This window comes from Nocardia sp. NPDC058114 (assembly GCF_042884695.1).
GTDB lineage: Bacteria > Actinomycetota > Actinomycetes > Mycobacteriales > Mycobacteriaceae > Nocardia.
Genome location: NZ_JBHVTK010000010.1, coordinates 197,392 through 210,910 on the forward strand (window position 1 = coordinate 197,392; position 13,519 = coordinate 210,910).

General features: G+C 66.5%; 16 protein-coding genes. 10 read left to right on the top strand and 6 right to left on the bottom strand.

Features of this window, described 5'->3' with window-relative positions; all coding sequences use genetic code 11:
- Nucleotides 1-5 precede the first annotated feature (5 nt).
- Genes ACFVVI_RS29680 through ACFVVI_RS29700 form a run of 5 tightly spaced genes read left to right on the top strand, consistent with a single transcriptional unit; the run spans nt 6 to nt 3,570 of the window.
- The gene (locus ACFVVI_RS29680; RefSeq protein ID WP_378992464.1) at nt 6-899 is read left to right on the top strand and encodes a TIGR01777 family oxidoreductase; all 894 of its coding nucleotides are present in this window, start codon (nt 6-8) and stop codon (nt 897-899) included.
- A 4-nt stretch (nt 900-903) separates the two neighbouring features.
- Nucleotides 904-1,407: a GNAT family N-acetyltransferase gene (locus tag ACFVVI_RS29685; RefSeq protein ID WP_378992463.1), complete on the top strand. Its 504-nt coding sequence runs from the start codon at nt 904-906 to the stop codon at nt 1,405-1,407.
- A gap of 44 nt (nt 1,408-1,451) precedes the next feature.
- A complete protein-coding gene (gene lipB, locus ACFVVI_RS29690) occupies nt 1,452-2,201 on the top strand; it encodes a lipoyl(octanoyl) transferase LipB (RefSeq protein ID WP_378992462.1) in 750 nt (249 codons plus the stop codon).
- Complete coding sequence (gene lipA, locus ACFVVI_RS29695) at nt 2,198-3,220, top strand: lipoyl synthase (protein ID WP_358127197.1); 1,023 nt, start codon at nt 2,198-2,200, stop codon at nt 3,218-3,220. Before lipB ends, lipA begins: the two co-directional genes overlap by 4 nt.
- A gap of 38 nt (nt 3,221-3,258) precedes the next feature.
- Nucleotides 3,259-3,570, top strand: coding sequence for a pyrimidine/purine nucleoside phosphorylase (locus ACFVVI_RS29700; RefSeq protein WP_378897864.1), 312 nt, complete (start codon nt 3,259-3,261; stop codon nt 3,568-3,570).
- A gap of 47 nt (nt 3,571-3,617) precedes the next feature.
- On the opposite strand, the gene ACFVVI_RS29705 is transcribed toward ACFVVI_RS29700, so the two are convergent.
- From ACFVVI_RS29705 to ACFVVI_RS29715, 3 genes are all read right to left on the bottom strand, one after another.
- The gene (locus ACFVVI_RS29705) at nt 3,618-4,151 is read right to left on the bottom strand and encodes a hypothetical protein (RefSeq protein WP_378992460.1); all 534 of its coding nucleotides are present in this window, start codon (nt 4,149-4,151) and stop codon (nt 3,618-3,620) included.
- An 80-nt stretch (nt 4,152-4,231) separates the two neighbouring features.
- A complete protein-coding gene (locus tag ACFVVI_RS29710; protein ID WP_358117638.1) occupies nt 4,232-4,972 on the bottom strand; it encodes a glucose 1-dehydrogenase in 741 nt (246 codons plus the stop codon).
- Nucleotides 4,973-5,005: 33 nt separating this feature from the next.
- Nucleotides 5,006-5,407, bottom strand: a complete 402-nt coding sequence (locus ACFVVI_RS29715) for a DUF5360 family protein (protein ID WP_387447660.1) — start codon at nt 5,405-5,407, stop codon at nt 5,006-5,008.
- 72 nt (nt 5,408-5,479) lie between these two features.
- Here ACFVVI_RS29715 and ACFVVI_RS29720 point away from each other — a divergent pair, with 72 nt between their 5' ends.
- On the top strand, nt 5,480-6,067 hold the full coding sequence (locus ACFVVI_RS29720) for a TetR/AcrR family transcriptional regulator (protein ID WP_387447661.1): 588 nt from the start codon (nt 5,480-5,482) through the stop codon (nt 6,065-6,067).
- Nucleotides 6,068-6,077: 10 nt separating this feature from the next.
- Here ACFVVI_RS29720 and ACFVVI_RS29725 read toward each other — a convergent pair whose 3' ends face one another.
- Nucleotides 6,078-6,704: a hypothetical protein gene (locus ACFVVI_RS29725; RefSeq protein WP_379315913.1), complete on the bottom strand. Its 627-nt coding sequence runs from the start codon at nt 6,702-6,704 to the stop codon at nt 6,078-6,080.
- 475 nt (nt 6,705-7,179) lie between these two features.
- On the opposite strand from ACFVVI_RS29725, the gene ACFVVI_RS29730 reads away from it, so the two are divergent.
- The 4 genes from ACFVVI_RS29730 (at nt 7,180) to ACFVVI_RS29745 (ending at nt 12,689) form a co-directional block, all read left to right on the top strand.
- Entirely contained in the window at nt 7,180-8,598 is a 1,419-nt protein-coding gene (locus ACFVVI_RS29730) for a WGR domain-containing protein (RefSeq protein WP_378992456.1), read from the top strand.
- A 245-nt stretch (nt 8,599-8,843) separates the two neighbouring features.
- Complete coding sequence (locus ACFVVI_RS29735; RefSeq protein ID WP_387447662.1) at nt 8,844-9,059, top strand: hypothetical protein; 216 nt, start codon at nt 8,844-8,846, stop codon at nt 9,057-9,059.
- Nucleotides 9,056-10,564 carry a hypothetical protein gene (locus tag ACFVVI_RS29740; protein ID WP_387447663.1) on the top strand — a complete coding sequence of 503 codons (1,509 nt, stop codon included), beginning with the start codon at nt 9,056-9,058 and terminating at the stop codon, nt 10,562-10,564. Before ACFVVI_RS29735 ends, ACFVVI_RS29740 begins: the two co-directional genes overlap by 4 nt.
- Nucleotides 10,565-10,730: 166 nt before the next feature.
- The gene (locus ACFVVI_RS29745) at nt 10,731-12,689 is read left to right on the top strand and encodes a UvrD-helicase domain-containing protein (protein WP_387447664.1); all 1,959 of its coding nucleotides are present in this window, start codon (nt 10,731-10,733) and stop codon (nt 12,687-12,689) included.
- 58 nt (nt 12,690-12,747) lie between these two features.
- Here the strand turns inward: ACFVVI_RS29745 and ACFVVI_RS29750 are convergent, their stop codons facing one another.
- Both ACFVVI_RS29750 and ACFVVI_RS29755 read right to left on the bottom strand, forming a co-directional pair.
- Nucleotides 12,748-13,029, bottom strand: coding sequence for an ATP-grasp domain-containing protein (locus ACFVVI_RS29750; RefSeq protein ID WP_387447665.1), 282 nt, complete (start codon nt 13,027-13,029; stop codon nt 12,748-12,750).
- Between the two features lie 202 nt (nt 13,030-13,231).
- Entirely contained in the window at nt 13,232-13,447 is a 216-nt protein-coding gene (locus tag ACFVVI_RS29755) for a hypothetical protein (RefSeq protein WP_387447666.1), read from the bottom strand.
- Nucleotides 13,448-13,519: the final 72 nt, after the last annotated feature.

Below are 13,519 nucleotides of genomic sequence, written 5' to 3' on the forward strand. Positions count from 1 at the left end.
AATTCATGAAGGTGGTCATCGCCGGTTCGTCCGGCCTGATCGGGACGGCGCTCGTCGCGGCACTGCGCCGCGACGGGCACCAGGTCTCCCGCCTGGTGCGGCGCACTCCCGCCGCACCGGACGAATTCGCGTGGGATCCCGCGCGCGCCCAGCTCGACGAGCGGGCGTTGCGTGGGGCCGACGCGGTCGTGAACCTGTGCGGTGCCGGCATCGCCGACCGTCGCTGGGACGGCGGCTACAAGCAGTTGCTGCGTGACAGCCGCATCACTCCCACCGATGTCCTGGCCACCGCGGTGGCCGCCACCGGTGTGCCGACGCTGGTCAACGCCAGCGGCTCGCACTACTACGGCGGCGGGACCGGTGACGCGATCGTCGACGAGACGTCGCCCGCCGGTACGGATTTCCTGGCCACCCTGTGCCGGGACTGGGAAGCCGCCACCGAACCGGCCGCCGAAGCGGGCGCGCGCATCGTGCTGCTGCGCAGTGCCGTGGTGCTGGCCCGCAACGGCGGCATGCTCGGCAAGTTGCACCCGCTGTACTGGGCCGGTCTGGGCGGACGCCTCGGCAGCGGCCGCCAGTACCTCCCGTGGATCTCCCTCGACGACGAGGTCGGCGCGATCGTCTTCGCGCTCACTCACCCCGAGCTCTCCGGCCCGATCAATGTCGCAGGCCCCGCCCCCGTCACCAACGCGGAATTCAACCGCGCCTTCGGCCGCGCACTACGCCGGCCGACCCCGTTCATCGTCCCCGGTTTCGCCCTGCAAGCCCTGGTCGGCGAGCTGGCCGACTCGATCCTGCACGGCCCACGCGCCATCCCCGCGGTGCTGGAAGAGGCCGGGTACACCTACCAGCACCCGACCATCGGCGCCGCGCTGGCCGCCGCTGTCGGCAGAGGGTGAGCCGATGCTGATCCGCGACGCCGACAAGGCCGACCTCCCCGCCGTCCTCGCCATCCACAACACCAACATCGCCGAGTCGACCGCGATCTGGGACACCGACGAAGTGGACCTGGACGACCGCCTCACCTGGTTCGCCACCCGTACCGATGCCGCCATGCCGATCCTGATCGCCGAAATCGACGGCGAGGTGGCCGGCTACGCCTCCTACGGCCAATGGCGTCCCAAGTCCGGCTACCGCTTCACCGTCGAGAACTCGGTCTACGTCGACAGCGGTTTCCAGCGCCGTGGCGTAGCCACCACCCTGCTCACCGAATTGATCGCGCGCGCCATCGATTCCGGTCGCGTGCACGCCATGATCGCCGCCATCGAGTCCACCAACAGCGCGTCGATAGTCCTGCACGAACGCTTCGGTTTCCACACCGTCGGTGAACTCCCCGAGGTCGGCCACAAATTCGGCCGCTGGATGGACCTGACTCTGATGCAGCGCAACTTCCCGGTCGAACCCTGAGACCCTCTTTGGCCGCACCGGACCCCCGGCGTAACGTCAGAACGGTGAACGACACGCGCCCCACCGCGTCCGCTCGATTCGATACGACCCCGATCGTGGTCGAGGATCTCGGACTCATCGACTATCACGCCGCCTGGGAACTGCAACGGCAGACCGCCGATCAGCGCGCCGCAGGCGAAGGTTCCGACCGGCTGTTCGTGCTCGAGCACCCGTCGGTCTACACCGCGGGCCGCCGCACCGAGACCGAGGATCTGCCGATCGACGGCAGCCCGGTGGTGCAGGTCGACCGCGGCGGCAAGATCACCTGGCACGGGCCCGGCCAGCTGGTCGGCTATCCGATCATCCGCCTCGCCGAGCCCGTCGATGTCGTCCACTACGTCCGGCGCCTGGAAGAGGCCCTGATCCAGGTCGTGTCCGGGCTCGGCATCACCTGCGGCCGCATCGACGGCCGCTCCGGGGTGTGGCTGCCCGCCACCGAGCTGCTCGCCGAGCGCAAGATCGCCGCGATCGGGGTGCGCGTGCAGCGCGGTGTCGCCCTGCACGGCATCTCCCTGAACTGCAATTCCGCCCTCGACGGCTTCCAGGCGATAGTGCCCTGCGGCATCAAGGACGCCGGCGTCACCACGCTGACCCGCGAACTCGGCCGCGAAGTCACCGTCGCCGAGCTCAAGCCCCTCGTGTCCGCCGCGATTGTTGCCGCGCTCGACGGTGAAATTCCCGTTCAGCCCCATGACATTGATCGCACCACCGCCCCGGCGAACGCACAGGCCCCGAGCGTAGAGTCGGTCCGGTGACTTCCGTCGACGCCTCTGCCCCCGCCGGACGCAAGCTGCTGCGCATCGAAGCGCGCAACGCGGAGACACCGATCGAGCGCAAACCCAAGTGGATTCGCACCCGCGCCACCATGGGCCCCGAATACACCGAGCTCAAGAGCCTGGTGAAGTCCGAGGGCCTGCACACCGTCTGCGAAGAAGCGGGCTGCCCCAACATCTTCGAATGCTGGGAAGACCGCGAGGCCACCTTCCTCATCGGCGGCGAGCAGTGCACCCGCCGCTGCGATTTCTGCCAGATCGACACCGGCAAGCCCGCCGCCCTCGACCGCGACGAGCCCCGCCGCGTCGCCGAGAGCGTCCAGTCGATGGGCCTGCGCTACTCCACCATCACCGGCGTCGCCCGCGATGACCTCGACGACGGCGGCGCCTGGCTCTACGCCGAGACCGTACGCGCCATCAAGGCGAGCAACCCGGCTACCGGCGTCGAACTCCTCATCCCCGACTTCAACGCCGACCCGGCCCAGCTCGCCGAGGTCTTCTCCTCGCGCCCCGAGGTCCTCGCGCACAACCTGGAAACGGTGCCGCGCATCTTCAAGCGCATCCGCCCCGCCTTCCGCTACGAGCGCTCCCTCGCCGTGATCACCGCCGCCCGCGAGGCGGGTCTGGTCACCAAGTCCAACCTCATCCTCGGCATGGGCGAAACCCCCGAAGAGGTCACCGAGGCGATGCGCGACCTGCACGAAGCGGGCTGCGACATCCTCACCATCACCCAGTACCTGCGTCCGAGCCCCCGCCACCACCCGGTCGACCGCTGGGTGAAGCCGGAGGAATTCGTCGAGCATTCCAAGGTCGCCGAAGAACTCGGCTTCGCCGGTGTGATGGCGGGCCCGCTGGTGCGCTCCTCGTACCGGGCAGGCCGTCTCTACGCCCAGGCGATGGCCCACCACGGCCGCGAGATCCCCGAAGCGATGGCCCACCTCGCCAAGGAAGGCACCGCTTCTCAGGAAGCCAGCTCGGTCCTGGCCCGCTTCGGCAGCTGACCTAGACTAAGGGTCCCCTCACCCCCTCGGAAGGACCCATGTCGAAGTTCGAGAACGTCTCCGTCAGCAAGAAGGCCAACGTCTACTTCGACGGCAAGTGCGTCAGCTACAGCCTCGAGTTGCCCGATGGCGCCTCGGTGTCGGTCGGCGTGATCCAGCCGTCGTCGCTCACCTTCTCCACCAATGCTCCGGAGATCATGGAGCTGGTCGCGGGCGAGGCCAACGTGACCTTGGCCGGTACGACCGAGGCCATCACCTACCGTGCGGGCGAGTCGTTCAAGGTCCCCGGCGACAGCTCGTTCGACATCGAGGTCGTCGACACCCTGCACTACGTCTGCTACTACGGCTGACGAACCGGAGCCGGGGCGACCAGATCGGTCGCCCCGGTTCGCCGGATCTACTTCACCAGGAACTCGTCCTTGTACAGCCGGTTGGGTCGCGGGGCCGTGGCCTCGCTCAATTCCACCTGAAAGTCACTCTCGCGCTTGGTCCTCGGTCGGTAGCTGCCACCGAAGGTGACCATCACCGACCCACCGACACCGGTCGTCCCGCGAGCCGACGTCGTTTCCCGGCCGGCGTTGAACACCGTCGCCACATCGCGGCCGTCGTTGCCGACCGCGATCTTGCCGTCATGGAAGAACTGCACGAACGTCCCGTTGTCCGCGCCGACGGTGGCAGCCACCGTGTGACCCTTCTCCGGGTCGAGCTCGAACTCCGCGTCACACTGCTGGCGCCGATCCACGGGGCCGGGCTCACCGAGGGTGCGCCCGATGCCGAGCAGCACGGTCTCGCCGAGGGCGTTGTGCCGCACGCGAGCTTCTTCGGTCCACAAATGGGTGGTCGACCAGACCTTCACGCGCCCGTCATCGAAAAGCGACACCCGGTCGTCGGTGCCGTTGCTGATCAGATATTTCGCACTGTTGGGGGCCATACCTTCCATCTTCCTCGCTTTCGCGCGCCGAAATCACCCGTTCGGGCGAGTAGATCGCCCGTAACGCTCTGCGCGCCAGGTCAGAAGCTTTTGTGCGGTACGCCGACGGTGAGACCGCCGTCCACTACGAACTCCGCGCCGGTCGAATACGAGGACTCGTCGGAGGCCAGATACGCCACCAGCGCCGACACCTCATCCGGCTCGGCCGCCCGCGCGAGCGGAATCTGCAGGAAGTCCGCCGGGATCCCCTCGGTCATCGGCGTGGAAATCAGGCCCGGATGCACCGAATTCACCCGAATTCCCTGCGGCGCGAGCTCCAGCGCCGCCGACTTGGTGAGCCCACGCACCGCGAACTTCGTCGCCGTGTACCCGTGCAGACCAGGACTCCCCCGCATCCCCTCGACCGAGGAGATGTTGACGATCGACCCGCCACCGGCTTCCTTCATCGCCGGAACGGCCGCCTGCATCCCGAGAAACGTCCCGGTCAGATTGATATCGATGATCCGCTGCCACTCGTCCAACGCGAAGTCCACCAGCAGGTTCCCATTGACGATCCCCGCATTGTTCACCAGCACATGCAGCCCACCGAACTCCTCGACCGCGGCCGCCACGATCCCCGCCCACTGCTCCGGCTCACGAACATCGAGATGCCGATAGGCCACCGCGTCCCCGAGTTCCTTTGCCACCGTGGCGCCTTCGTCATCGAGCACATCGCCGATCACCACCGAGGCCCCCTCGGCGACGAACCGCCGAGCATGCGCCGCCCCCATCCCGCGCGCACCACCACTGATCACCGCAACCTTGCCGGCCAACCGTCCCATATCCGCATTCTCCTTCGTAGAAACCGAACCTCCTCACACCGTAGGAGGACAGCCCACCCGACGGACAGTATTGCTAGAACGCGTTCCAATTTCGCTTCCTGCGCGGACGATCCCGGCGAGCGCCACGACCGGAAACAGAAACAGCCAGAGGTTGGGAATCCACCACATCAGGCTGTACTCGCCCCGAATCACGTAGAAGTTCAGCGCCATCAGCCCTGCGGCGGAGGTCAGCGACAACGACACGATGATCAGCGGGATCGAGTATGCCGAGCGCCTGCCGAGCGCGAGCCCGGCCAGCCCCAACCCGATCGCCGCGGCATCGAGTCCGAGAAACGACCAGTTCCACTGCTGGAGAAACTCATCCGACCCGACACTGATCAGCCCCAGCGCGGTGACGACCCAGTAGGCGAGGAAGCCCAGGTCGGTCACCAACATCACTCGCTTCACCACTCGCAGTTTTTGCATAACCACGGTTACATAATACCGGGTATGTAAACTCTCGTGTCAATGCCGAAAATCGTCGATCACGAAGAGCGTCGCCGCGCGATCAGCGCTGCGGCGTGCCAGGTCATCGCCACCAAAGGCTTGGCGCACACCACCGTCCGCGACATCGCGGCCGAGGCCGGATGCACCACCGGCATGGTCGTGCACTACTTCGCGGACAAACGCGCTGTGCTGCGAGCGGCGCTCGGCGCGGCATCCACCGCTGTCGCAGACCGTGTGACCCGCATGGCCCCCGAGTCCGCCGATCTGTACGAGCTACTGAGCCAGTGCCTGCCGATGGACCGAACCCGTCGCGTCGAATGGCAGGTGTGGATCGCCTTCTGGGACTGGGCCACCCACGACCCCGAGCTCGCCGGCGAACAACGCGCGCGTTACCGAGCCTGGCGCGAGGCACTCGAACTGGTCCTGACCTCCGTCGGCTACCGACCGGGCCCCGACCTCGGCAACGCGGCCGAATCCCTCACGATCCTCATCGACGGTATCGGTATCCAGGCAGTCTTCGACCCTGAACGATTCCCCCCGAAACGTCAGCTGGAACTCCTGCGAAACCAGGCCGAACCGATTCTGGCCGAGCTCGCGACGAAATCCTGAATTCGCGCGATCAGCAGGCGATGTTGGTCGCGCCCGACGACTCGAACGAAATGTGCACGTGGTCATAGTGGTTCTGCGTCGGGCTGCCGCGATCCTCCATGTAGGACCAGCCGTTGCCGTCGTTGTATCGCTGCTGCCAGATCACGTAGGTGACACCGAAGCGCGCCTTGTTGGCCAGCACGAAGTCGGCGATGGTGTTGCCGAGGGCAAGGTTGCCCGTCATCACATCGAGTGCTTGCCCCGCGCCATGGTCACCGTCATAGCGACCGTGCGCACCACCGATGTCGGAGACCCCGAACATCTTCTGCAGCAGGTTACCGACCTGCGCCACATGCGGCAGAGTCCCGTTGAACTCCGTCCCGCACAACACCTTCACCTTCAGCGCCGACAACGCCGCCATCTCGTCATCCGCCCGAACGATCGGCCCCGGCTGCGGCGCATCGTGCGTCGGCGCGGCGGCGATCGGGTCGAGCTCGATGGCCGACGTCGACAGCGGTTCGACCGAAGCCACCGCCTCGACCTGCGCACCCGGCCGCATCACCATCATCAACATGCCGGGAACAGTCGCCGCGAGACTGCATACGGCCAGCGGCAGCCGACTCTTGGGAGCCGACGGTTTGCGATGCGAAGCAGTCACGTTGTCTATCACCAGTCATTGTCGAGAGCAGGTCACCGTAAGATTACGAAATGGTCGCGGAAAAGTCACGCCCAGATACGCACCAACAGTTGGACCAGCATCTATCACCCAGCGCGATCCCGCAATCCTTTCGCCGCGTGTCGTTACAAAGACGGCCTGTCGCGATGATCGGCGCAGTGGTTTCCCACCTCTCCGGGACCAACCCGTCAAGGATCGGCATCGCGAGGCCCTCCGCGATCCCGCGTCTGCGTGGAAACCCGTCGATCCCACCATCTGGGAGCCGGATTCTGTAGTCGGGTCGAACTGCCGACGCGCGCTATCAGCTTGTTCGCCGGGCAGCGGTCCAGCGCACTCGGACTGCATCCGTCCACCCCACCGGCTGCCGGACATACCACCTCTGACGAGCACCGCACCGAATGTCGGTGCCCCTTGCTACTTTTCGTGCATTCGATCTCCACGAGCTCAGCGAGGACGCATGACCGCCGAAACCACCTATCTCGAACTGTCCGACGACGCGGGCTCCTCGCACAAGTTCTACGAGGTAGTCGTCACCGGAACGAACGTCAACATCCGCTACGGACGCATCGGCGAGCAAGGTCAGTCCAAAGCGAGCTCCTTCGCCACCGAGGACAAGGCGAAGTCGGCCGCGCAGAAAAAGATCGGTGAGAAGGTTCGCAAGGGCTACGCCCCCGCCGTCATGGGCGCGCGCGAACGCCGCACCGTCACCCGCCGCAGCATCACCAGCCAGCGCTCCACCGCCAAGTCGGCCCCCGTGCTGTGGCGTTTCGATTCCGGCGCCGCCGCCTTCGGCATCTTCGTCGACGAGCAGCGCTGCTGGGTCGGCAACGAGGACGGCGAGGTCTTCACCCTCTCCCCCGCCGGCGTCGTCACCAACAGCTACAGACTGCCCGACGCGGTCAAATGCATCGTCGCCGACGACTTCTGGATCTACGCGGGTTGCGACGACGGCCGCGTCTACGACCTGTCCGGCAAGGTCCCCCGCGCCGCCTACGACGTCTCCGCCGACGACGTCTACTGGCTCGACATCCACGACGGCATCCTCGCCGCCTCCGACTCCGCGGGCGGCCTGACCGTCATCGACCACGAAGAGGAATCCCTCTGGTCCGCGCGCAGCAAGGGCAACTCCGGCTGGATGGTCCGCGTCGACCCCACCGGCGTCTACCACGGCCACAGCGCCGGCGTCACCAAGTACCACCTGGAAACCGGTCGCTCCCAGTGGAATTCGTCCACCCGTGGCGCGGTCCTGTTCGGCTGGCAGGAATCCGACACCGTCTACGCGGGCACCTCCCACAACCAGGTCGAGGAAATCACCAAGCAGGGCACCGCCACCCGCACCTACCAGTGCGACGCCGCCGTCTTCTCCTGCGCCGCCTCCCCCGACGGCCGCTATGTCTTCGCGGGCGACTCCCACTCCTCGGTCTACTGCTTCGACGCCACCGGCACCCGCCTGTGGAAACTCGCCACCGGCTGCGGCTCCGCCTACTCCATGCAGTACCACGACGAAAAGCTCTACCTGGTCACCACCTCCGGCGCCCTGTCCTGCCTAGACGTCAGCGAATCCGCCATCCGCGACGCCGACCAGGGCGTCCTCCCCACCACCCGCTCGGTGAAAGCCCCCGAATTCTCGGCCGTAGCCCCCAGCACCACCCTCGAACTCACCACCGACGTCGGCACGGGCGTCATCGTCGAATGCCTCCAACACGGCGACTCCCTCCGCGTCCACGTCATCTCCCCCGGCTACGACCCCGGCTGGAACGTCCAATTCCCCCGCGACATCCGCCTAGCCGGCGCCCGCTACGTCGTCGACGCCGTCTCCGAATCCGCCCGCGGCGGCTTCTACCGAGTCCGCGGCGACATCCGCCGCCTGGGCTGAGTCCCCCGCCGAGGAATCAAGTCCACCACCGCAATGGTGAGGCCGTACTGACCTGTCACCCCTCGCGATTCGCTCTCGTCCGCGTCAGGCATCGGAAAACCCTGGGGTGGGCCAGAATTCCGTCGGCGTAACCCGTCGGCGGTGGCCGTCGCCGACGCGGGGTCACCGTCGAGAACACACCACGTACCGGCAGTATCGTCTCCGGCAGTACGAACTTCCGGACATCGCATCGAAGGAGGCCGTCCGTGTCGGATGCCCTGCGCCAACTCACCGCAACACTCGGGACCCCACCGCCACCCGACTTCGCCACCCTCGCCCCCGACGAACTGGCACTCCTCGACACCTACGTCCGCGCCGCCCTCGATCACCGCAAGGCAGCCCTCGACGACGCCCTCGACTCCGGCATGCGCCTCATCCCCCGCCTGGCCCGCCCCGCCGTGAAGAAGGTGCTCGGACTATGACCGCGACCCACCACACCACCGTCGAACTCACCAAACTGGCCCGCGTCCTCAACCGCGACCCCGCCGACCTGGCCTTCCTCGCCACCCTCCCACCCGCGGCCCTCCGCGAATTCCGCGACCAGATCACCGATCTCACCGCCCGCCGCGAAGCCCGGCGCATGCAGCGAGTCGGCGCCGCCGCCAAGCTCGTCCCGGCCCCCATCGCCGCCAAGATCACCGAAGCCGCCTTCGGCCCGGTACTTGCCGCCGCGATCGCCGGCTCCGTCGACCCAGCCCGCGCCGTAGCCATCGCCAGCGCCCTCTCCCCCGGTTTCCTGGCCGACGGCACCCTCACCCTCGACCCCCGCCGAGCAGTCGAACTGATCGCCCAGGTCCCCGGCCCGATGGCCGCGGCCGTCGCCAGCGAATTGATCAGCCGCGGCGACTATCTGACGATGGGCAACCTCGCAGGCTCGGTCCCCGACACGGTCCTGCGCGCAGCCCTCCCCCACGCCTCCGACCTCGACATCCTCCAGGTCGGCTACTACCTCGAGGAAACCACCGCAGCCGACCGCCTCCTCACCATCGTCACCGACCGAGTCCCCAGTGTCATCCGCGCAACCCACGACGCCGACGAATGGCCCAAAGCGATCACCCTGCTAGCCCTCCTCGGCCCTACCGAACGCTCCAAACTGGCCAACGTCGTAGCCGCCCAAGACGACGAAGTCATCGACGGCCTACTCGCCGCAGTGGAAGAAGTAGACGCCTGGGACACCCTCCTCCCCGTAGCCGCAGGCATGGCTCCCCAACCCCTACAACGCCTGGCCCAACGCCCAGCGATGCAAAACCCAACCCTCCTCACCAAAATCGCCGACCTAGCCCTGACCCACAACCTCTGGCTCTCCCTACTCCCCCTGGCCACTCACCTCACCCCGGCCCAACTCCACCCCGTCGCGGCCCGGGTGTCCGCCGAACCCGACGACGTCCTCACCGAACTGATCGAGCAGGCCCACAACGGATCTCAATGGGAGCACCTGATCCCCGTCGCCCTCTCCCTCGACAACACCGCCCGCACCCGCCTGGCCGCCCTCCCTGTCATGCACCGCCCCGACACCCTCACCGCGGCCGTCCGCGCTACCGCCACCCACAACCTCTGGCCCGAAGCCCTCCCCCTCCTCTCCACCCTCCCCACCGCGACGCACGACACCCTCGCCACCGCCATCACCACCCTCACCGACGACGAATTCCGCGCCGCCGTCCACGCCGGCACCACCACCACCTCCCCGACCACCCTCCTGGACCTCGTTCTCCGCCAGCCCGCCCCCGATCGAACCCGCTCGTTCACCCTCATCGAGACGATCCCCGACCTCGAATCCCTGATAGCCACCCTCACCGCCGCCGATATACCAACGTGGGAAGCCCTGTCCCACATCCGAACCGAGCTCTCCGCCGACCTGCGCACCTCGCTGGCAGAACAAGCGGCCCTATGCGGACTCCGCACAATCAGCACCCAACTCGCAATCTGAAACACCGCCTGCAGGCGATGGACCCGGGGTGATCTCGTCGGGATCGCCATCTTCGTCATGTCCAGCGCGCATCACGCCACTCGAATCCCCGCGATCCAGTCTGAGTATCAACTATGTTGGCAGACAAGGCATTACACACTGTGTCGCGGACCGAATCGGGGGAATCATGTCCGACATCAGCAGGCAACGCCGTGCCGACTGGGCTGCCGAGCAGCTCGCCGCGCATCCACAGCTCACCGCCTCACAACGCCGCTTCCTCTCGGTCATCTTGATCGAACAGGGCTGGCATCTGCTGCTAGATCCGGCGACACCCCGCCCGGACCGGTCGGCGGCTGTCGCGATCGGCCCAACCGGCGTGTTTGTCCTGGTCTTCGCCGATAACGCGCCGACCGCCCGGATTCTGCGTGAGATCCGCCGGGCCGCCGAGGAGCTCTTCGCCAGCCTGCTGGTCGAACGCGGTCAGTTCGTCCCGCACACCCTCGAGGTGGTACTGCTCCTGCCGCATCGAATCACCACCGAGGCCCACGATTCTTTCATCACCGCAGACGAATCCACGCTCCGCGACACCGTGCTGGCACGCGACCGGCTGCTGACCCGCCACCGGACCGGCTCCATTGCCGCCACCGTCGCGGCACGGATAGGTACGGGCACTTGGATCTGCACCGATGACGCGCCGACACCGGATCCGGTATCCAGCGAAGGCCTCTTCGATCGCGCGAACCTAGACGAGGACTCCCGGTCGAACTCCCTGACGCGCCAGTTTCGCGACTGGGTCACCTTCCTCGACCCCGACCAGCTCGCACTTGTGCACGCAAAGTTCACCGGCCCGGCCCGCTTCAGTGGCCCCGCCGGAACCGGCAAATCCGTGGTAGCACTGCACCGGATGGCGCATTTCGCCAAGCGCAACCCGGGACGCCTACTGTTCACAACCTTCGTGCGCACCCTGCCCACCTACCACCAGTCCAGCTTCGCCCGGATCGCCCCGATTGTCGCCGACCGGGCGACCTTCCTCGGTCTGCACGCATGGACCACCGCCTTCCTCAATTCCCGCGAAGTCGTCTTCAACCTGGGGGTAGAGGCGGCCGAAGACGCGATGGCGCGCGCGTGGATCGGTGTCCGCCACAAACTCGACGGCTACGAGGCCACCAACCACAACTACTGGGCCGACGAGATCAAGCGAGTCATCAAGGGACGCGGCCTCACCTCGCTGGACGAATACCAGGCCATCGCGCGATCCGGACGCGACGGAGTCCGCCTCGACGGCCGCCAGCGGGCCTACATCTGGGAAAATCTGTATCTCCCCTACCAGTCACGACTACAGAAACGTCATGTACACGACTTCAACGACATCATCGCGCTGGCGATCGATGAGATCCGGCTGCGGCCGCTCGATGACAGCGAACGCTTCTCGATGGTCGTCGTCGACGAGGTGCAGGACTGCACCCTGATGGAATTGCGATTGGTCCATCAGATCGCCGGCGGCACCGACTCAGACCAACTGCTCCTCGTCGGCGACGGCCAGCAACAGGTCTACCCCGGTGGCTGGCGGTTGTCCGACGCCGGGATTCCCTTGGCGGGTGGCCGCGGCCGCGTGCTGCGAACGAACTACCGAAACCGCGCCGCCGTACTGGATCTTGCCAAGAAGTTCCAAGCGGGCAACACAGTCGACGACCTCGACGGCGGCCGCGGATTCATCCTGCGCGAAAGCAATGGGACCCTGCCCGACGGCCACACCGTGGAACTGCATCTACGCCGTGGCGAACTCGACACGGCCTTCCTACATGCTGTCGAAGAGTGCGGCGTCCCCCCAGGCGACATCGCCGTCATCGTCGACACCCACAAAGATGCCAAGCACCTGCGCGATGTCCTGCAGGCGGCAGAAATACCGACGATGCCTCTCGACGACTACGACGGCACACAACTGAAGGAGATCAAGGTCGGCACCGTCCACCGCGCCAAAGGCATGGACTTCGCGGCCGTCTTCCACATCACCACCGAACCAGCGACATTCGCGACCGTCCGGGGCGCCACCCGCGATCACGCGGAGCTGGCCGCGCGGCAGAAACTGGTCGCGATCACCCGCGCCCGTGACTACGCCTGGCTCGCCTACATCACCGACCACTGAGCACCGCCGTTTGTCAGCGCTATCAGGCCACAGAGATCACCCGCTCCAGCACACGCGATCACTTCGCTAGTATCAGTGGCCCGATCAACTCCATCGGATCCACCCCGGCAGGCAGGTCGCTGACCTGCCCATCCCCCACTTCAATCACACGCCAAGTCCCATCCACACGACGTGCGAAGGCCTCGAATTCGCGCACCACGATCCCACCTGCCAAAGAGTCACCTTGCAACTCCACAAACCGCTCCACCACCCGACGCAGTACCGCACCATCGCTCAGGTCGGGCACGAAACACGCAGTGTTCCACTCGTACTTGCGCGACTTCACATAATCCTTGATCATCCCCGGACCTCCTCGCAACGGAGCGACAAGCTCACCCAGGTCCGGTAGCCCCTCCCCCACTGCCCGCCACACCGTCCGCGGCGTCAACTCCGCGAAAACCTCGTACCACCCGGGCAACTCATGGGCCTTCGCATAAGCATCGGGCGAGACAACGAGCCCGCAACCCCGCTCCGACAACGCCAGATCCAGCTGCCGATACCGATCAACCGGAATCATCCACCCGCGATACCACACCACCCCCCGACGACTTCGGCACCCGTCGAACCGCAGCAGCCAGATCACCCGCCGACAACGCGTCATGATCGAGCAGCACAACCGCCGCACCCGCGGCCCGCGCGAGGTCGGCTTGCTCGGCAAAGTGATCGTCGACCCGCCGCGGATTGAGCGGATCGCAACAGAACAACAGTGTCGCAGCCACTGTCGCGAGATTAGTCCCAGGTCACGCACGCACCGATACTCCGCCGTCACGCGATGCATGTCACGATCCGCG